This is a genomic window from Mammaliicoccus lentus, assembly GCF_947036595.1.
GTDB lineage: Bacteria > Bacillota > Bacilli > Staphylococcales > Staphylococcaceae > Mammaliicoccus > Mammaliicoccus lentus.
Genome location: NZ_OX344834.1, coordinates 450,903 through 469,379, shown reverse-complemented (window position 1 = coordinate 469,379; position 18,477 = coordinate 450,903). Strand labels below are relative to the sequence as shown.

Annotated in this window: 20 protein-coding genes and 1 riboswitch; of the genes, 7 read left to right on the top strand and 13 right to left on the bottom strand. The window is 31.8% G+C overall.

Annotated elements, in window-relative coordinates; genetic code table 11:
- Window positions 1-146: 146 nt before the first annotated feature.
- From ACNMOQ_RS02105 to ACNMOQ_RS02090, 4 genes are all read right to left on the bottom strand, one after another.
- Window positions 147-965: an alpha/beta hydrolase gene (locus tag ACNMOQ_RS02105; protein WP_416350207.1), complete on the bottom strand. Its 819-nt coding sequence runs from the start codon at window positions 963-965 to the stop codon at window positions 147-149.
- Window positions 966-1,063: 98 nt separating this feature from the next.
- Window positions 1,064-1,378: a hypothetical protein gene (locus ACNMOQ_RS02100; protein WP_064211764.1), complete on the bottom strand. Its 315-nt coding sequence runs from the start codon at window positions 1,376-1,378 to the stop codon at window positions 1,064-1,066.
- A gap of 1,279 nt (window positions 1,379-2,657) precedes the next feature.
- Window positions 2,658-3,038: a (deoxy)nucleoside triphosphate pyrophosphohydrolase gene (locus ACNMOQ_RS02095; RefSeq protein WP_103269026.1), complete on the bottom strand. Its 381-nt coding sequence runs from the start codon at window positions 3,036-3,038 to the stop codon at window positions 2,658-2,660.
- A 60-nt stretch (window positions 3,039-3,098) separates the two neighbouring features.
- Window positions 3,099-4,133, bottom strand: a complete 1,035-nt coding sequence (locus ACNMOQ_RS02090; protein ID WP_237687911.1) for an HNH endonuclease — start codon at window positions 4,131-4,133, stop codon at window positions 3,099-3,101.
- Between the two features lie 178 nt (window positions 4,134-4,311).
- Between ACNMOQ_RS02090 and ACNMOQ_RS02085 the strand changes: the two genes are divergently transcribed.
- Entirely contained in the window at window positions 4,312-4,839 is a 528-nt protein-coding gene (locus ACNMOQ_RS02085) for an HdeD family acid-resistance protein (protein WP_064211766.1), read from the top strand.
- A gap of 52 nt (window positions 4,840-4,891) precedes the next feature.
- Here ACNMOQ_RS02085 and ACNMOQ_RS02080 read toward each other — a convergent pair whose 3' ends face one another.
- The 8 genes from ACNMOQ_RS02080 to isdC all read right to left on the bottom strand — a co-directional run bounded on the left by ACNMOQ_RS02080 (window position 4,892) and on the right by isdC (window position 12,306).
- Window positions 4,892-5,242: a hypothetical protein gene (locus ACNMOQ_RS02080; RefSeq protein ID WP_070045053.1), complete on the bottom strand. Its 351-nt coding sequence runs from the start codon at window positions 5,240-5,242 to the stop codon at window positions 4,892-4,894.
- Between the two features lie 110 nt (window positions 5,243-5,352).
- Window positions 5,353-5,688: an antibiotic biosynthesis monooxygenase gene (locus ACNMOQ_RS02075; protein WP_135021682.1), complete on the bottom strand. Its 336-nt coding sequence runs from the start codon at window positions 5,686-5,688 to the stop codon at window positions 5,353-5,355.
- 27 nt (window positions 5,689-5,715) lie between these two features.
- A complete protein-coding gene (gene srtB / locus ACNMOQ_RS02070; protein WP_064211624.1) occupies window positions 5,716-6,435 on the bottom strand; it encodes a class B sortase in 720 nt (239 codons plus the stop codon).
- Complete coding sequence (locus tag ACNMOQ_RS02065) at window positions 6,419-7,207, bottom strand: ABC transporter ATP-binding protein (protein WP_016999522.1); 789 nt, start codon at window positions 7,205-7,207, stop codon at window positions 6,419-6,421. Before ACNMOQ_RS02065 ends, srtB begins: the two co-directional genes overlap by 17 nt.
- Window positions 7,188-8,162, bottom strand: coding sequence for a FecCD family ABC transporter permease (locus ACNMOQ_RS02060; RefSeq protein ID WP_416350206.1), 975 nt, complete (start codon window positions 8,160-8,162; stop codon window positions 7,188-7,190). Before ACNMOQ_RS02060 ends, ACNMOQ_RS02065 begins: the two co-directional genes overlap by 20 nt.
- A 12-nt stretch (window positions 8,163-8,174) precedes the next feature.
- Window positions 8,175-9,053: a heme ABC transporter substrate-binding protein IsdE gene (isdE, locus tag ACNMOQ_RS02055; protein WP_135021678.1), complete on the bottom strand. Its 879-nt coding sequence runs from the start codon at window positions 9,051-9,053 to the stop codon at window positions 8,175-8,177.
- A complete protein-coding gene (locus tag ACNMOQ_RS02050; RefSeq protein ID WP_416350205.1) occupies window positions 9,050-11,599 on the bottom strand; it encodes an NEAT domain-containing protein in 2,550 nt (849 codons plus the stop codon). The genes isdE and ACNMOQ_RS02050 overlap by 4 nt, the downstream gene beginning before the upstream one ends.
- On the bottom strand, window positions 11,599-12,306 hold the full coding sequence (gene isdC / locus ACNMOQ_RS02045; protein ID WP_416350204.1) for a heme uptake protein IsdC: 708 nt from the start codon (window positions 12,304-12,306) through the stop codon (window positions 11,599-11,601). The genes ACNMOQ_RS02050 and isdC overlap by 1 nt, the downstream gene beginning before the upstream one ends.
- Window positions 12,307-12,611: 305 nt before the next feature.
- Here isdC and ACNMOQ_RS02040 point away from each other — a divergent pair, with 305 nt between their 5' ends.
- The 6 genes from ACNMOQ_RS02040 (at window position 12,612) to ACNMOQ_RS02015 (ending at window position 18,008) form a co-directional block, all read left to right on the top strand.
- Complete coding sequence (locus ACNMOQ_RS02040) at window positions 12,612-14,126, top strand: AbgT family transporter (protein WP_416350203.1); 1,515 nt, start codon at window positions 12,612-12,614, stop codon at window positions 14,124-14,126.
- 63 nt (window positions 14,127-14,189) lie between these two features.
- Window positions 14,190-14,299: riboswitch (TPP riboswitch) on the top strand.
- Between the two features lie 61 nt (window positions 14,300-14,360).
- Complete coding sequence (locus ACNMOQ_RS02035) at window positions 14,361-14,945, top strand: thiamine phosphate synthase (protein ID WP_416350202.1); 585 nt, start codon at window positions 14,361-14,363, stop codon at window positions 14,943-14,945.
- The gene (gene thiO, locus ACNMOQ_RS02030; RefSeq protein ID WP_416350201.1) at window positions 14,938-16,044 is read left to right on the top strand and encodes a glycine oxidase ThiO; all 1,107 of its coding nucleotides are present in this window, start codon (window positions 14,938-14,940) and stop codon (window positions 16,042-16,044) included. The genes ACNMOQ_RS02035 and thiO overlap by 8 nt, the downstream gene beginning before the upstream one ends.
- Window positions 16,041-16,241: a sulfur carrier protein ThiS gene (gene thiS, locus ACNMOQ_RS02025; RefSeq protein WP_016999530.1), complete on the top strand. Its 201-nt coding sequence runs from the start codon at window positions 16,041-16,043 to the stop codon at window positions 16,239-16,241. Before thiO ends, thiS begins: the two co-directional genes overlap by 4 nt.
- Before the next feature lies 1 nt (window position 16,242).
- Window positions 16,243-17,010: a thiazole synthase gene (locus ACNMOQ_RS02020; RefSeq protein WP_135021670.1), complete on the top strand. Its 768-nt coding sequence runs from the start codon at window positions 16,243-16,245 to the stop codon at window positions 17,008-17,010.
- Complete coding sequence (locus tag ACNMOQ_RS02015) at window positions 17,010-18,008, top strand: ThiF family adenylyltransferase (RefSeq protein ID WP_416350200.1); 999 nt, start codon at window positions 17,010-17,012, stop codon at window positions 18,006-18,008. The genes ACNMOQ_RS02020 and ACNMOQ_RS02015 overlap by 1 nt, the downstream gene beginning before the upstream one ends.
- Window positions 18,009-18,063: 55 nt before the next feature.
- On the opposite strand, the gene ACNMOQ_RS02010 is transcribed toward ACNMOQ_RS02015, so the two are convergent.
- Complete coding sequence (locus ACNMOQ_RS02010) at window positions 18,064-18,420, bottom strand: DUF488 domain-containing protein (protein WP_064211615.1); 357 nt, start codon at window positions 18,418-18,420, stop codon at window positions 18,064-18,066.
- Between the last annotated feature and the right edge of the window lie 57 nt (window positions 18,421-18,477).

Below are 18,477 nucleotides of genomic sequence, written 5' to 3'. Positions count from 1 at the left end.
TAACACCTTATTCAAAAAAATAAAATTGGACGGTCTTATTAAGTGATGACTATTTTAAACTTAAGCACTTGACTAATCGTAGGAAAGAGGATGAGACATGTGTTTATGTCTCATCCTCTTTATTTATTGGATTCCATACATTTATTTTACTCATCTTCATCATGTCCAAGTTCCATTATCCAACTACTTATTAAATGTGAGAAAGTAAAAAATTTTGTATTTTCATGAAATATCTCATGTTCGAACTTAGGGAAGATATGCAACGATTTATGTTCTGAGCCGATTTCTCTATATAAATCTATTGAATCTTCTGGTGATACTGCTCCATCATTTTTTCCGTGTAGTATCATGATAGGGTCAACAAAGTCTTTAGCGTGTTCTTTTAAGTATTCGACTCCTTCCAGTAAGCTGTGCACTAAGCCTCCTGAAATATGTTTTTTAATTAGTGCATCAATTTTATATTCTTCAACAACTGATGCTTTACTGCATAATCCTTCTCCTATTTCATTAGGGAAGTATTCTTCTGGTCCTAATGACTCAGCACCCTCAAATAATTTCGTATGGTACCTAGTTAGCGCACCACTTGTAATATATCCATCTACGGTCCCTGGATACTTAGTGCCATACAGTGTTACTGCAAATCCGCCCATACTATGACCAATTAAATAAATTTTAGGTCCTATGTTTTCTTTCACATAGTCTACAACAGCTTTAACGTCCTCAATAATTTCTTCATAAGAACCATAGTAAGTATCTTTTCCTTCAGAATGCCCATGTCCTCTATGATCAAACCTTACAATGTTACTACCAAACATATTTAATTCATCTACAAACTCATCATAACGTTCAGCATATTCAGCTAAACCATGCACAATAATAATTGTTGAATCATGCTCCTCTGAACGATTTACCTTAGTATATAATTTTGTTCCATCCTTAGATTCTACATAAGTAATATATGACATAAAATCACTCCTTTCATTCATTGTATCTTATATATAACTTGAAGTTAATTTTTCACAAAAAAGTTTGAAACAAAAATCTATTACCCTGACAAAGATAATTAGAATTGAAAAAAATAATCTAGATATAAACAAATTTGATTCACTTTATATTCTCTAGCATTATCAGCAGTCGATGATTGTTTAAAAATAATTAATGATTCTAATTCCTTCCCTTTAAAAATCTTTATATACACATTATTAATAAACTGTTCAGGATAAAGATAGTCTTCGTAAAAACGATCATTTAAATTTGCTTTCAACACTGTTAAGTCATAACAATCAATCACATTATACATTCGTTTCCTAACAATCCCCTTTTTACCATTTGTACAAAAGCCTTCAATATCTGTAATTTCAAAAGATAATTTAACCACTATTAACATCCTCCAAATAAAAAAAGCGTGTTCTCTGTAAAAACAGAAAACACGCCCTCTTCCCATATACTACTAAGTCTCCTATCACGAAAAAATCGCGATGATATATGCTACAACATAATAAATTAATATATTTTTATTGATTAATAATAATTATCTTAATCATTTTTGTCCCATCAACTTCTAAGAACTTACCAACTTTAAATAATTTAATATAAAAGTATCGATCATTTATACAAAAATAAAACATCACAAATTCAAAAGCGACCAAATAAAATAGTTTTAGTCAGACATGATTTTTAAATTGTTCAGAAATCCAATAATATAGTTTTGTAACCACACAATTCTATAAAGAAGAAATGAACACGATAACCTTTAAATATTATATTTAATTAAAATTATAAGAACTATGGAAAGAAAATGAGAAGAACAAAATATGCAACCTAGTCAAAAGAGTATGGTTTAGAACTTGTATGTTTATTGCCTAAATATACAAGCTTCATAATTACTGTAAAGACTAGAATTTACAGTAGAAGCGAGAACTTAATATAACCTTTACTAATAAAGCAATTAAGAGCTGAACTTTGAACGATCATTTAAAAAATCATTAAAACTTACAGAAAAGATTTATAAGTATATTAACAACAATTAAACGATAAATTATATAATCATCATCACGATATCTTAACAATCATTATATAAACAATTACAAAATTCAGTGTATAAATGTTTATTCATTCCCCTTAAATAGAGGTTCAGTGAGGTTACACTTAATATTATATATAATCTCTTTTTGATGTCAATACATTTATTTAATTTTTTTATAGAATTTTTAATAAAATCTATATGCTCAAATATCGAAAAAATAACCATCTTTTTCAACAGAAATATCATATTACAATCGTCAAAAAAGAAGGTACAATTCTAGAAACCAAATAGAAATGTACCTTCTCTTCAAACTACCTTTTACTTACCCTCTCAGTTTGAAATAATCATCAAAAATACCTGGAAAATAATAAATAATGTTACAAAACAATCATACAATGAAATATATTTCAGTAAACAGAATACCAATAGCCTCCGGATAACTCTTAGATTACTGTTTACACTTATATTATATAAATCAAAAATTCAATATCAATTATTTTTTTATAAAAGTAACATAGAATATTTGTAAATATTAAAATTTTGATTGTATGAATATAAGCGCTATATTTTCGAACTTTATAAAATTATTTAAAGACTAATATAAAACTCTCAATTTTTAATATGATGCTTTCTATAACCAATTTAAAATTGGTATGTCCGCGGGAGCAAGTTTTAAATTAGTTAAGTTTTGTTTATTTAACCATTTACTGTCCTGGTGCTCTATTAAATTAAATTTTCCTTCCTCTAAATTACATAAATACACATTCAGAATGACTCTACCGAACTCGTACTCATACATTGTAGTTCCTAAGAATTTTTTTATATTGCAATTAGCATTTAATTCCTCTTTTATTTCTCTTTTTAATGCTAATTCTGCAGTTTCATTTATTTCTATTTTACCTCCTGGAAACTCCCAATAGCCGGCCAATGATTTATTTTCTGCTCTTTGACAGCATAGGTATTCCTTATGTTCATTTTGAATAACCGCTGCAACTACTTGAATTTCTTTCATGTTATATCTCCAAATCAAAAAATTTTGTAAATGAACTATTCAGCATTTTTCAATGTTGTATTAAATTTCTGTTCTATATTTTTGTGGCCTTTTGTTGACACTTTCTATTAATTTTTCTTTATCAATAGGGTCTTCTAGCATATGGATTTTTGCATGACAATTTGGGCATACCGCTACGCAATTATCTATTGTATCGCTACCGCCTTTTGCTAAATATTCTATGTGGTGAACATGCAAAAATGGCACATTATCAACATTGAAAGGTGCTTTTTCTTCACATAACGTGCATCTTCCATTTGCTAAATACTTTACGATATCTCTAATCTCTTTACTTCTATCGTAATAATTTATCCTAACTTGTCTATGAAATGGTTTTGAACTCCCTATTTGATTTGATTCTTCTTTATTTAATTCACTAGCATCTTTAGCTTTTTTTAACAAATCTTCTATATTGTTTTCTTTTTTATTTTTCCTTGACCTTTCCTCTTTATTATTCTCTATCGTTTCTAGTGGCGGTGCATAAGCTTTATTCTTTAATACAATTGGAAATTTAATAACTGACCTAGCTTCTTTATCAACGTCTCTTTCAAGTATATAAAAAGGTTCTATTTTTTCACTTAATTCAACAGGTCCAGCATATATGTAATGACCCGCTTTAAATGATTCAAATAAATATAGATTTACGTAATTAGACTTATAATTTTTCAAAACTCTATTTTGCCCTTTTTCTATATCTTGATCTCCTTCTCTACCTTCTCCTGTATAATAAAATATATCTCCTTCCCATTTATTATCATATATGTCCTCTCTCTTTATATTTCTTGAAACAATAACTAATGAGTTGGTTCTATGTGATCTATTTAATCCTTTTTGTAATGAACATTTAAATGCATCAGCAACATCTTCCCCTTTATATTCCTCTCCTATTTTCAAATTATTAATTTTATCTTGGTTTAAATTATTTCTAAATTCCACTACTTTTTCTAAATCAAATTCTTGATAATTATCATCTATAGATGGAATTCCATTATCTATCAGATAATTAAAATCCTGTGAACTCATCTCTAAAGTTTTAAGTAATTCACTTTTTTTCATTTTATATCGTCTCTCTTTTTAAGATATTTTAAGTAAATCTTATCATTTAATGTAATTATTTTCATTGTTATTATTAAATTATTTAAATAATCAAAAATTTACATAGTTCCCCACTTCCTCTCCGCCCTCTTTACAGTTAAAATATACTTACACTACTTTTTTCAAAGGAGGGTTCGGTTTGGCTAATCAAAATAGTAAGTTTAGATGGCCAAGTTTTGTGATTGGTGGGATTTTCTTAATCATTGGTATTGTTATTTTTAGTTATCCTGTTGAGAATTTCTACGCGATTACTTGGTTAATTGGTTTATTCTCTTTAATCAGTGGTATTTTAGAGATTGTGTTCAGACGTGCTAATAAGAAGGTTATGGGAGTTCCTAGTGGTTGGACATTCGTTTTGGGTATTATTAACATTGTTTTCGGACTTGTTGTGATGTTCAATTCTGCTGAGAGTTCTGTATTTTTAATTTATATTTTCGCGGTTTGGTTCATGATTAATAACGTGATTGCTATCTTTACAGTTACACCTGCTGAAAGATCTAATGGTATGTTCCATTTATTATCTATTATTTTAAATGTGCTTGGTATTTTAATAGCTATAGTATTGTTATTCAATCCTTTACTAGCAGCAGTGTTTATTTCATTCATGATTGGATTCATGTTTGCTCTGTTTGGTGTGTTTTACGTTATTGATGCTTTATCGTCTTAACTGTAAAAATTTAGATATATCTAACAAAAGAAGCGGCTTTTCGCCGCTTCTTTTAATTTATAGATTCTTTCTGTTTTCTGTCATATTTCATATACAGCACTATGGCTAACAATAAAATAAACACGATATACAATGTAGTTGTATATATATTAGCCCACCCCAATGCTTTGATTAGCACATAAACTAGATTTCCTCCTATAAATAACATTACGCTTATATACAGCCCTTTACATCGCTTATAAAAAGGCACCTTTTCTCTATCTGAAAAGTAACGCACAATGAGACCTATACTGAAAAATACCAAGGTAAAAATTCCAGTTATATCATTCTGTGATATCCATAATATTAACCCATAAATAATATTTAATCCTACAATTCCTGATATGACCCAAAAGTCTTTCATACTCATTCCTCGCAATTTTAGTTATTCTATATTATTCAATATCTAATTTCTTTTTCACATTATCATATTTTCCAAACAAAAACAGCATGACTTTGTTGTCATGCTGTTTTTTATTGTGCTACTTTATCGTTCGAATAATGGTATCCGATTTTATATGTTGTGACTGAGTTTTCTAGTATAGGGCTTGTTTCGTCGTCTGATTGGTGACGTACGTTTTTGTGTGCTTCTTTGAAAACGTCTGATACTAGCCAGTTTTTAAAATTTTGTTCATCTTCCCATAGTGTTAAGATTTTAACTTCGTCGAATTCTTTTAAGTTATTTGTTTTTGTAACAAACATTTCTTTAAATCCTTCGATTGTTTCGATTCCTTGTCTCATATAAAATCTTTCGATTGTCTCTTCTGCTGTGCCTTTGTCTAGTTTTAATTTATTTTCTGCCATAAACATAATAATTACCCCTTTATATTTGTATTTTTATATTTCGACTAATTTCGCTACAACCACAATGCGTCCTGATGATAGTGAATATGCATCCTCACATGTAGACAGGGTTACGATTTTATCATTTTTATTGATTTCTGTTGTTGTTGATATTTCCGATTTTTTTAGTGTTTCTTCTAAGAACTTTTCGTATTGTTTACTTGATGAAAAGTCTGTTTGAATGTAATCATCTTCTGTTGTTGTTTCGTATGCACTGATAACTTCTAGTTGATACTTTCCGTATTTCGTATCATATTGCATCGTTTTGTGTTGATCATAAAATGATTGATCTAAATATTTTTCAACTGTATCGAACATCGTATCGTCCCCAACGTGATGACCATATATAACTGTGTTCATTTTTTCATGTTTTGGTGAATTACGATAATCCATAAAGATACTACCTTTTCTGCTATATTGATTTTCAAAATCTTTTTTTAAGTAGTCTTCATTATCTTTAGATTGTAATATTGGATAGTTTAATGTTGTTGCATCTAAATGTATCCAACCAATTATGTCTGGATTGACTGCATCTAGTTGTTTAAATTGTGGACGTACTGTTTTATTCGAGGACACTTGAGTATATTTTTGTTGTAAACTGACATATCTTTCTTCGGTTTTTTTATCTTCTACTTTATTGTGGTATATCGTATAACCTGACCAAACAATCACACCTATTAAAGCTATTTGTATAAGTCTAATGATTATTTTCATATGCTAGTTTGCCCTTTCTTTTACATATAAATACGCCACATTCTGGGTCTTTAATGACCTTAGCTTTAATACCATATACAGATTCAATGAGTGATTCCGTTACGATTTCTTCTGGTGGACCTTGTATCAGTTGTTGTTTATTAATGCATATGATTTCATCACTATATTCTATCGCTTGATTAATATCATGCAATACCATAATGATGGTCATATTATAAGTTTCTTTGAGTGAACGTACGATATCTAATACTTGGTATTGATAATATAAATCAAGATATGTTGTCGGTTCGTCTAATAACATGTACTTTGGTTCTTGAGCAAGTGACATAGCAATATATACACGTTGTAACTCCCCACCAGATAATGCTTGTATCGGTGTATCTTGATAGTGCATTAAGTCGAGTTGTTGTAAAACTTTATCGATTACTTCTTCTTGTCTTGAATCTTTTTTTAAAAGTGATTGATAACTGTATCTGCCACATTTAACAACTTCTCTTACTGTAAAGTCATCTGGTGCAGTACTTTTTTGATGTACAGTCGCCAAATGTCTCGCAAGTTCTTTTTTATTAAATGATGATAGTAATTTTTGATTAAGATAAACTAATCCTTCAGTAGGCTTTAAGTTGTTGGATAATATTTGTAATAGCGTTGATTTACCAGCCCCATTTGGACCAACAATTGTTGTGATGGCATGTTTTTTAAACTGTATATTTAAATTTTCGAACAGATTTTGATGCTCTGAATACTGAAATTTAACGTTCTCTATTTGCATTGCCATACGCTCCTTTACAAATTAGGTAAATCAAACAAGGTCCACCTATTACAGTTGTGATAATGCTAGCAGATATTTCTAATGGTGGCGCTATGGATCTCCCTAATGTATCTGCTAACAATACAATCCATGCTCCAAACACCATTGAAATTGGTATAACTTTTTTATAATTACTTCCCACTAACCTTCTCACGATATGCAGTACAATTAATCCTACAAATGCTAATTGACCAACAATAGCAGTAGCACTACTTGCAAGAAATACTGCTACCAAGCCAATGATTAGACGATATTTTGTAATATTAAATCCTATGTTGTTTGCTTGCTTATCATCGAACGATAGTAAATTAACTTTTTCTGCTAACATGTAGGCAATAGTCAGCCCTACAATTGAAAATGCTACGATTATGTATACATCCTGCCATACTTTCATAGTAAATCCTGTAGGCAATTGCATCACTGGACTCATCGAGAATAGTTCTAATACACCGTTTAGCATGGCATATATCGCTACCCCAACAAGAATAAGACGTATAGGTGTAATGTGATATCTAGATACTAATAAGAATAAAACTAAAAATGGTATTAACCCACCTATAAATATAAATATTGGCAAGAAGAAATATAAACTTGGTAAAAATATGAGTATGACACCTCGTGCAACAAGTGCACCAGATGTCACACCAATAATATTCGCTTCTGCTAGTGGATTCTGTAATACCGCCTGTAATAAAGCACCAGACACACTGAGAACAGCACCTACAAATATTGCAATGATGATACGAGGCATACGTAAATCGATAACTGCATCTACTTTTGGTTCGTTACCTGTTGTAATTTTCGTGATGATTTGCTCTACACTCAAAGGCAATTTACCAGTTACTAATGATATATACGTTGTAACGATAAGCATTAATAACAATATCCAAAATACAAGATGCGAATATTTTTTCATGCTTTAACCTCTTTACTTATTATAAAAAATGTCATAAAGCTGAATCATTGCATCATCAGCTTTAATACTGGCTGTAATGCCAAATGGTATTTCTTCTAAATCATAAACTTTATCATGCTTGACTGCATCAAAATGTTTCCAAATATCATTCGTTTCAAATTCCTTTTTAAACATTTCTTTCACTTGGTCAGGAAAACCATGTGGTAAACGTAAAATAATATCAGGATTGACGTTATATAATTCTTCAGTATTAGATGCTAAATAGCCTCTTGATTCATCTTGAATAACATTTTCTCCTCCAGCAATTTTAACTAAATCACCAATGTAAGATTTTTCTGTTGCCACAAGATAACTTCCAGGCACACCCATTAGAATTAATACTTTCGGACGTTTTTTACCTTGAATTTTTGCAGTAATTTCTGCTTCAGCATCTTCAAATTTCTTATTCAATGCTTTAGCTTCTTTCTTACGATTAAAAGTTTCGCCCATTTCTGTGATGGATTTTTTCATACCATTTAGGCTATCGTAATCGTAATAAGTCCCTTCCATATTGAGCTGCTTATAAAATGGCTCCATCTCTGATTTAATTGTTGTAACAGTTAAAACATGAGTTGGGTTTAATGATTTAACAACTTCAACATTTGGTTTTTTTGGTTGCCCTACTTCTGGGACATCTTTATATCGCTTAGGTAGATCTTTATAACTCGTCGGTTTACCTACGATATCAAGGTCAAGAGCATCTAATGTTTCAGTTAATGCGACTGTAGTTGGCACAATGCGAAAATCATCATTTCCTTGTTTACTTTCTGTTGGCTTTTCTAAACTGAAGTTACAAGCTGAAAGTAAACAAATACAAGCTAGTAAAACACTCAATAATGACTTTAATTTCATTTCGTAGCACGCTTTCTAGCAATGAAAAATGATCCTGCTAATAATAGTACTGCTCCACCAAAAATAAGTGCGTAAGTCATGATATCTTCATTGCTACTTGTAGATGGATTGATGAGTTTCATGTTATTAGCACCATCTTTAGAACTGCCATCTGCATTACGATCAAACGCTGGGTTTGATTTATCAGTTGCACTTGTAGCGCTATTACCTGAACTTGCATTTGAAGCTGTTCCTGACATTGCATTTGTTCCAGTATTACTAGAACTTAAACCACCATCATTTGTACTTGAACCACTATCAGTCGTACCATTAGAACCATCTGTTGTATTACCATTATCAGAATGACTTGATCCACCAGTGCTACTGTCAGATGATCCTGCTTCGTTATTTTGTCCACTTGTTGCACCTTTGCCATTTGTCACTTCTTTATCAAACACAATGCGTGTTGTGTAATGATTATCGTAATTAATAGCTGGTACAATAATGTGAACTTTAGACGTTAATTCCTTTAAGTTATTCGGTTCTACAAAACGAATAACTTTTGTATCAGCTGACTTATCTTCTGACACAGTTTCTACATTAATTCTCTTACCATTGTCATATAAATCAAATGACTTCCAATATGACGCACTCTTTAGAGTTATTTCTACATAACGCTTACCGTCTTTTTCAACAATACGAGCTGGTTTTTCCATATATTGGTCCATATAAGATATTTCATTTGATTTTTCTTTATAGACTTTATAATCTCTTGTAATTTGACCTGATTCAGCTTTTGGTTTCTTTGTCGTATCTGACTTTTGATGTGATTGTTCTATACTTGTACCTGTGTTAGACTCTGAAGGTTTAGTTGTAGGGTTATCTGTTTCATTACTATCTTCTGCTTTACTTCCATCAGGTTTAGGAACTGCTGAATCAAATTTAATCTCTGTTGTATACTTATTGTCATAACCTATTGCTGATACAACAATATGAACTTTAGAAGTTAAAGATTTTGTACCTGGCTTAGCCTCAAATTTAATGACTTTTGTATCTGCAGATTTATCTTCAGATACCGCTTGAACATTCAATTTTTTGTTGCCGTCATACAAGTCAAATGACTTCCAATACGATGCATTCTTCAACGTTAATTGTAAGTACGTTTTACCATTCTCATGTAACACTTGAGCTGGTTTTTCCATATATTGGTCCATATAAGATATTTCGCTTGAACCTTCTTTATATACGTTGTACCCTAGCGTTGAAGTTGCCTTTTCTTGATTAGTTGAACCGTGGTTGGACCCAGTTGGTTTTTTAACTTCGTCAGGAATTGGCACTTCTTCTTTTGTTATTGGTTTGTTATCATCTTCAGATAGTTGTTCTGGCTTGTTTATAGAAGGTTTATCAGTACTTGGTTCCTCTGGACTTGGTTCTTCTGTACTTGGCTTTTCTGTACTCGGCTCTTCCGTACTTGGCTCTTCCGTACTTGGCTCTTCCGTACTTGGCTCTTCCGTACTTGGCTCTTCCGTACTTGGCTCTTCCGTACTTGGCTCTTCCGTACTTGGCTCTTCCGTACTTGGCTCTTCCGTACTTGGCTCTTCCGTACTTGGCTCTTCCGTACTTGGCTCTTCCGTACTTGGCTCTTCCGTACTTGGCTCTTCAATTTTAATCTGTGTACCATGCTTCATTATTCCAAATCCAGGTGCATTAATGCTCACTTTTGCATCATAAACATATTGATTATCTACTAAAGGAAACATGACTACTTTCTTATTACCGTCAACTGAAATAGGAGTTACTCGTTGATAACTATCACCAATTTTCACTTGGAAATCTGTCCAAAATTGTTGACTTGTAATTGTTGTCACAAACATTTTTTGACCGTTTACGTTTGCTATTTTACCTGGCTTTTCCATCTGTCTATCCATCGATGAAATATTTGAACCATCTTCTTTAAGAACAGTAAAATTACGTTCTTCAGCTGATGATAAATCTACATTTAAATCTGTATAATCTTCTAGATAGTTTTTATCTTTAGAATCTTCTGGTTCCTCTGGACTTGGTTGCTCCGTATTTGTTGGAGCTTCAGGTATTGCTTCTTTAAAATTCACATAAGTTGTGTATTTATTATCATAATTAACAGCTGGTACAACAATGTGTACTTTAGAAGTTAGCTTTTTAGTTCCAGGTTTAACTTTGAACTTTATAACTTTTGTATCTGAATCTTTATCTTCACTTACTGTTTGAACATCAATAGGGTCTGCACCATCTAATAATTCGAATGATTTCCAATATGAAGCACTTTTTAATGTCACCTCAACATAAGTTTCACCATTTTCAAATGAAACTTTTGCTGGTTTTTCCATGTATTGATCCATATAAGAAACTTCATCTGATGTATCTTTGCTTACAGTGTAATCAATCGTTATATTCTCTTTTTCTGACGTTGTTGTTTCCGCTGCTTTAGCTTTGTTCATAGCTGTATGGCTTTGCGGCTCATATGATGTATAAGAAAACGTTGAGAATATTAATGAAAAAGCTAATAGTGACTTAACACCTTTCTTCATTAATTATGACCTCGTTTCATTTTTCTACTAAACACAAACGTTACGACAAGGATTAATCCTGCAAAAATTGGAAGGGTAAAGATTACTGCAGGTGTTCCAGCGCTTGTTTGTGGGTTCTTCACATCTTTAGTTGTAGATGCTGTAGTAGTTCCCGTTGAATTACTATTTTTATCTGTAGATTTGCTTGTTGTTGTTCCTGATGTTGAGTCATCTTTCTTTGCAGGTGTTGTAGTTGCTTGACCTTGATCACTGCTTGCACCAGATGGTTCTTTGACATCAAATATGATTTTATATTTATTGTCATATAAGAATGGTTTGCCATCTACTTCTTCATTAATGTAAACAGTAATAGTGCCATTAATTTTGCCTGAAGATGATTTAACTTTGAAGTTTGATGTTCTCACATCCCCTGATTTATCCTCGCTTACTACTTCTTCTGATGAACCATCTACCGTTATGCCTTTAATCCAGTGACTGTGATTCATCGTCAACTGTAAATGTTTCTCGCCATTTTTGACTACAAGTTTCCCTGGCTTATTAAAATAATCATTTGCAATCGACACATCTGAAGTACCATCCTTTAGGACAGTATAATCCACGTCATAAGTACCATCTTTCGTATCAGCAAATGCGTTTGTACTTAAAACTGTCGATATCATTAGTAAAGCTATAAGACAAAAACTTAAAACTTTCTTTGTGAATTGCATAATATACCTCCTTTTTTTAATTTTATAAAACTTACCTTCCAACCTTTAATTTAATTGATAATGATTATCAATGTCAAGGTAATTTTTTATTATTTTTGTTTTTATTCATGTTCAATCATATAATTTTTTTGTAAAAGTTAATTTTTTAACCTTTTTTACATAATTATACAAATTTAAATTTTAAAGTTGATAATTCTTTAACATGGCTAAATATTTTTCCTATCATGCACTATATAAATGTTACTAACACTGGTATAATAATGCCTTGTTAGAATTTTCTGATTTTATAGATAAGGAGTGATAGAATGGCCGTTTTTCGGAATATATTCTTGAGAATTATAGATAGAGTAGAAAAAGTTGGCAATAGATTACCCGATCCGAGTATTTTATTCTTCAGCTTGTGTTTAATAATGTTACTACTTTCTTCATTATTATCTGTTTTAAATGTAACAGCTACAGACCCTACCAATGGTAAGACGATACATATTACAAATTTACTTAGCGTTTCAGGCATTCAAAAAATTCTTTCTGAAACAATTACAAACTTTGCAACATTCCCTGCTTTAGGCATGGTTCTTGTTGTAATGATAGGTATGGGAATTGCTGAGAAAACAGGATATTTCGAACATTTACTTAATAGCGTTGTTGATAAAACACCTCAAAAGTTTGTTATACCTTTTTTAATTTTTATATCTATTTTGGGAAATGTTGCTGGTGGTGTGGCACCAATGATTATGCCTGTCTTAACAGCAGTTATATTTATAAAGATGGGTTATCATCCTATTGCAGGTTTAGTGATTAGTTATGCTGCAGTAGAAGTTGGTTATGGTGCTAATTTATTAATCGGTTTAGATGATGCTCTAGCATTTTCATTTACGCAATCTGCATTAAAATTATTCTCTGGGGAAGCTTCTATTAATATTGCAATGAACTGGTATTTCACAGCTATTTCAACATTTCTTTTAACCCCTATCATTTTCTATGTAGCTAAGAAGTTTACGATTCCTAGTTTTCAAAATAGCCAAATTGATAAATTGCATGCTGAGTCTGTAAAAACATTCAACCAACGTGCGAAAAAAGCATTAACATATGCGAATATTTCAGTCATTGTATTTTTATTATTTATTGTCGTTATACTTATACCTCAAAATAGTATTTTAAGAAATAATGATACAGGCAGTATTTTAGTTGAGTCTCCATTAATGGATGGCTTTGGAGTCATTCTTCTTCTAGTCTTTATTATTCCTGGTTTAGTATATGGATATATGAGTCGCAGTATTGTGTCTACAAAAGATATAGGCAGATTAATGACAAATAGCATGTCAGATATGGGTAGTTTTATTATAGTTATCTTCTTTGCAGCTCAATTATTAGCTTATTTTGATTGGAGTAATATTGGCAAAGTGATGGCTATTAATGGGGCAGAATTGTTAAAAAACCAAAACGGCGTTATTTTGATTATTGGGTTGATTATATTAACGTCTGTTATTAATATCTTTATGGGTAGCGCTTCAGCAAAATGGGCTATATTAGCACCAATTTTTATACCGATGTTTGCTACATTAGGCTATCATCCGGCATTTACACAAATGGTTTATCGTATAGGCGATTCTATTACAAACCCTATTACGCCAATGATTCCGTATTTACCATTCTTATTAACCATTGCACAAAGGTATGATAAAAATATTAAACTCGGTACTTTAATCGCACACTTATTACCTTACAGTATTATTATCGGTGTCGTTTGGACCATAATCATGCTTATATGGTTCTTATTAGGCCTTCCAGTAGGACCTGGAGGACCAGTTAAATTATAATTTTTATTTATTCAATTTGAATAATTTCCATTTTAATTGTACAATGACATTAATAATTAAATAAATGACCACTGGAAGTGCCTTTATCAAAGGCTGAGACTGAAGTAGTGACTTTAGGATTCCCAGAACCTGATCCAGTTCGTACTGGCGTAGGAAAGTGGCGTACCTATTGAAGCTAATTTGCGCTATTTTTCTACTAAGAAAAATAGCGCTTTTTTATTTGGAGTGATTCAATTGTTTATCGCAATAACACCTTATCAAATTTTAACAAAAGAAGATTTAAATCATTACATCGAAATATCAGAACATATAGATTTACTGTTGTTAAGAACACCTATGAATCATCAAAAATTATTTGCAACCATCGACTATTTAATAACAATCGGTTTTCCAAAAAATAAAATAATGTTGCACACACATACTTCATTAGTAGCAACTTTTGATTTAAAGTATGTACATTTTAAAGAAAATGATGCAAAAGCTTTTTTATTTAAAAAACAACATCCAGACATTTCAGTAAGTATGTCTACTCACAACATTGAGACCGTGACGAAAGCCCAAAAGAACAATTTGGATTTTGTATTTTTTGGTCATGTCTTTGAAACTTCTTCAAAGCAAGGAGCAAAACCTAAGTCTTTAGAAGAGATTAAAAATGTACTTTCAGTCGATATACCTATTTTCGCTATAGGCGGAATTGATGAGCATACAATACAAAAGCTGCCAAAAGGTTTTCAAGGTGTATGTGCGATTTCTTTCTTTAGAAATGCTGGAAATTCTGCCATTAAATCATTAAGAAAGGAGTGGGAATCTTATGTATGACGTTCTAATTGTAGGGTCTGGCGTCATTGGTATGTCTATTGCACGCGCTCTTTCCGACAAATCAAATAGTTCAATAGCAGTTGTTGATAGAGATGTACCAGGATTACATGCTTCTTATAAAGCTGGTGGCATGCTTGGCGCTCAAAATGAATTTGAAAATTATTCACCTTTATATGAACTCGCTATACATTCTCGACGTTACTTCAAAGATTTAGCTGAAGATTTATATGATGAGACTGATATCGATATCGAATTTGTATCACATGGATTAATTAAGATGGCTTCTAATATTAATGATATTGCTCATTTAAATAAACAGTATACTTTTTTAAGTCAGCATGATGAACATGTAAAAGCGCTCGATAAATCTTCATTGCAAAGCTTATCCAATGGTTATATAGATTTTCATAACCAAGCAATTTATATACCAGATGATGGACAAATCAATGCTTCTAAATATACAAAGGCATTGCTTGAATCTATTACCAATAAAGGAGTTGATCGATTTTATAAAACAGAAGTTACAAACATAACTGAGAAACGTGATTATTATAATATCGAAACTTCCCATGATGTGCTTCAAGCTAAAAAAGTTGTAATAGCTGGAGGTGCTTGGAGTCATGAATTAATCCATGACTCCACTGTCGCATCTCAAATAACTGGAGTTAAAGGAGAAGTTCTTCTATTAGAAAATAAACAAGTAGATTTAAAACAAACTTTATTTATGACCAATGGTTGTTACATCGTACCTAAAGCTAAAAATAGATTTCTTGTTGGTGCTACTAGTTATATGAATGACTTTTCAGTAGGCACTTCTAAAGAAGGTGAAAGCTGGTTATTTAATGAAGCAGCACAGTATGTTCCAGCATTAAAATCAAGCAATGTTATTCACAAGTGGTCTGGCATCAGACCTTACACTGAAAATGAATGGCCAATCATGGACGAAGTTGATGACGGACTATTTCTTGTCACTGGACATTATCGGAATGGCATACTCCTCTCACCTATTATTGGTAAGTTAATGTCCGAATGGATTATCAATGATCATACACCATCTATATTAGAAAGATTTAAAGCAAAAAGGAGTGTTGAATTATGAAATGTATTATCAATGGAGATGAATTTAATTTTGAACAAGATTTACCTGTTACAGAGGTATTATCATCCCTTGAATTAGACCAAGAAAGAATCATCGTAGAATTCAATGGATCACTGATTAAAAAGGAAAATTTCAACGAAACAATTGTTAGAGAATCAGATCAACTAGAATTACTAGAATTTGTTGGAGGCGGATAAAATGTTAAAAATAGGACCATATGAATTAAACTCAAGATTATTATTAGGAACAGGGAAATTTGAAGATGAAAAAACACAATCAGAAGCGATTAAAGCGTCACAAACTGATGTATTAACGTTCGCTGTGAGAAGAATGAATTTATATGATAAATCATTGCCAAACCCATTAGCTAATGTTGATTTAAAACAGTTTGTTACATTCCCTAACACTGCCGGTGCACATACTGCAGAAGAAGCTGTGCGTATAGCTGAAATCGCACAACATGCAGGCCTTTGTAACATGATTAAAGTCGAAGTAATTGGAGATGACAAAACACTGCTACCTGACCCAATAGAAACTTATAAAGCTTGTGAAATTTTATTAGAGAAAGGTTATATCGTATGTCCATACATTTCATGTGATGTAGTACTAGCTAAACGTTTAGAAGAACTTGGCGTACACGCTATTATGCCTTTAGCTTCTCCTATCGGTACTGGTAGAGGCATAAATAATCCACTTAATTTGCGATATATTATTGAGCAATCTGAAGTGCCTGTCATTGTTGACGCTGGAATTGGTTCTCCAAAAGATGCTTGTTATGCGATGGAACTAGGTGCTGATGCAATCCTATTAAATACTGCTATTTCCAGTGCTAAAGACCCTGTAAAAATGGCTGAAGCAATGAGATTAGGCATTGATGCTGGGCGATTAAGTTATGAAGCGGGTAGAATTCCAGTAAAATATACTGCACAAGCATCTAGCCCTACTGAAGGTTTAGGTTTTCTATAATGGATCGCTATGATAGACAAACAAAGTTTCAACCATTTGGTGAAAATGGTCAGCATCAATTACAAACAGCTAAGATAATGATTATGGGTGCAGGTGCATTAGGTAGTCACGTTGCTGAACAACTTGCAAGAGCTGGTGCACATCATTTAACAGTTGTTGATATGGACATAGTAGAAATCTCTAACCTTCATAGACAAGCTTTATATGATGAATCAGATGCTTATGATATGCGACCTAAAGTTGTCGCTTTACGCGATAAAATCAATAAGATTAATCAACATGTAACGTTAAATGCTATGAATAAAGAGCTAACACCATCTAACATTGAAGAAGTGATTAAACAATATCAACCAGACATCATAGTAGACGGCATGGATCATTTTGATATACGCTTTTTAATTAACGAAGTATGTCATAAACTACAAATCCCTTGGGTTTATGGTGCAGCTGTCGGGAGTAAAGGAACAGTATATGCAATTGATTTCGAAGGACCATGTTTAAAATGCATTTTAGAGAATGTTCCAGAAACAGGAGAAAGTTGTGCTATAAACGGTGTCTTACCACCAGTCGTTAATCAAGTAGCAAGCTTTGAAGTATCCGAAGTATTACGATATATTGCTGGGAAAGGATTTTCTAAGAAACTTATAACATTAGATTGTTTCGAAATGAATACACGTAGTACTCAAATTGATATGCTGAAAAATCAACAATGCCCTGTTTGTGTAAATGGTCATTACAACATCCTAGATAAGCAACATATGTCATCAATAGAAGCGTTGTGCGGAGATGCATTTTTATTTAGATTTAAAGAAAAGACATTTAACTTAGCGCATTATTTCCCAGGTGATGTTTTGAAAGAAAATGATTACGTCAAATTGATTTCATTCAAAGATTATAAGATGACATTTTTTGCAGATGGGCGTATGAATGTACATGGCGTTTCACATTTAGAAGAAGCCGAAACGCTATATCATAACTTACGAAAATCAATACAATAGATATAACACCCTCTAATGTATAGATTAATACAATACATTAGAGGGTGTTTATTGATTATTGATGATCTAGAAATTCTTTTAGAACTACTGCTTGATTATGTTTTTCATCCTTCGCACCATATAATAATACAACATTACCGTTATTTTCTTTATAAATGTCTTTGAGTTGATCGAGTGCTTCTTTTTGTTCACCTGATTTAAGTTCTTCTTTATATTTTTTCTTAAATGAATCAAATTTTTCCGGGTCATGTCCGAACCATTTTCTCAGTGAATCAGATGGTGCGATTTCTTTTATCCAATGGTCTAGATTTGCCTTTTCTTTAGAGATGCCACGTGGCCATACTCTATCGACAAGCACTCTAACATTGTCTTTATCGTAATCTTCATAAATTCTATTGATATCACAACTCACCTTAATCAACCTCCATTTCATTATATTTATACCCTAAATATCGTGAGTATAAATCTT

Coding starts and splice junctions, on each gene's coding strand:
- ACNMOQ_RS02105 (WP_416350207.1), bottom strand. CDS start 965: ATGTCATATATTACTTATGTAGAATCTAAGGATGGAACAAAATTATAT.
- ACNMOQ_RS02095 (WP_103269026.1), bottom strand. CDS start 3,038: ATGAAAGAAATTCAAGTAGTTGCAGCGGTTATTCAAAATGAACATAAG.
- ACNMOQ_RS02090 (WP_237687911.1), bottom strand. CDS start 4,133: ATGAAAAAAAGTGAATTACTTAAAACTTTAGAGATGAGTTCACAGGAT.
- ACNMOQ_RS02080 (WP_070045053.1), bottom strand. CDS start 5,242: ATGAAAGACTTTTGGGTCATATCAGGAATTGTAGGATTAAATATTATT.
- ACNMOQ_RS02075 (WP_135021682.1), bottom strand. CDS start 5,688: ATGTTTATGGCAGAAAATAAATTAAAACTAGACAAAGGCACAGCAGAA.
- srtB (WP_064211624.1), bottom strand. CDS start 6,435: ATGAAAATAATCATTAGACTTATACAAATAGCTTTAATAGGTGTGATT.
- ACNMOQ_RS02065 (WP_016999522.1), bottom strand. CDS start 7,207: ATGCAAATAGAGAACGTTAAATTTCAGTATTCAGAGCATCAAAATCTG.
- ACNMOQ_RS02060 (WP_416350206.1), bottom strand. CDS start 8,162: ATGAAAAAATATTCGCATCTTGTATTTTGGATATTGTTATTAATGCTT.
- isdE (WP_135021678.1), bottom strand. CDS start 9,053: ATGAAATTAAAGTCATTATTGAGTGTTTTACTAGCTTGTATTTGTTTA.
- ACNMOQ_RS02050 (WP_416350205.1), bottom strand. CDS start 11,599: ATGAAGAAAGGTGTTAAGTCACTATTAGCTTTTTCATTAATATTCTCA.
- isdC (WP_416350204.1), bottom strand. CDS start 12,306: ATGCAATTCACAAAGAAAGTTTTAAGTTTTTGTCTTATAGCTTTACTA.
- ACNMOQ_RS02040 (WP_416350203.1), top strand. CDS start 12,612: ATGGCCGTTTTTCGGAATATATTCTTGAGAATTATAGATAGAGTAGAA.
- thiO (WP_416350201.1), top strand. CDS start 14,938: ATGTATGACGTTCTAATTGTAGGGTCTGGCGTCATTGGTATGTCTATT.
- thiS (WP_016999530.1), top strand. CDS start 16,041: ATGAAATGTATTATCAATGGAGATGAATTTAATTTTGAACAAGATTTA.
- ACNMOQ_RS02020 (WP_135021670.1), top strand. CDS start 16,243: ATGTTAAAAATAGGACCATATGAATTAAACTCAAGATTATTATTAGGA.
- ACNMOQ_RS02015 (WP_416350200.1), top strand. CDS start 17,010: ATGGATCGCTATGATAGACAAACAAAGTTTCAACCATTTGGTGAAAAT.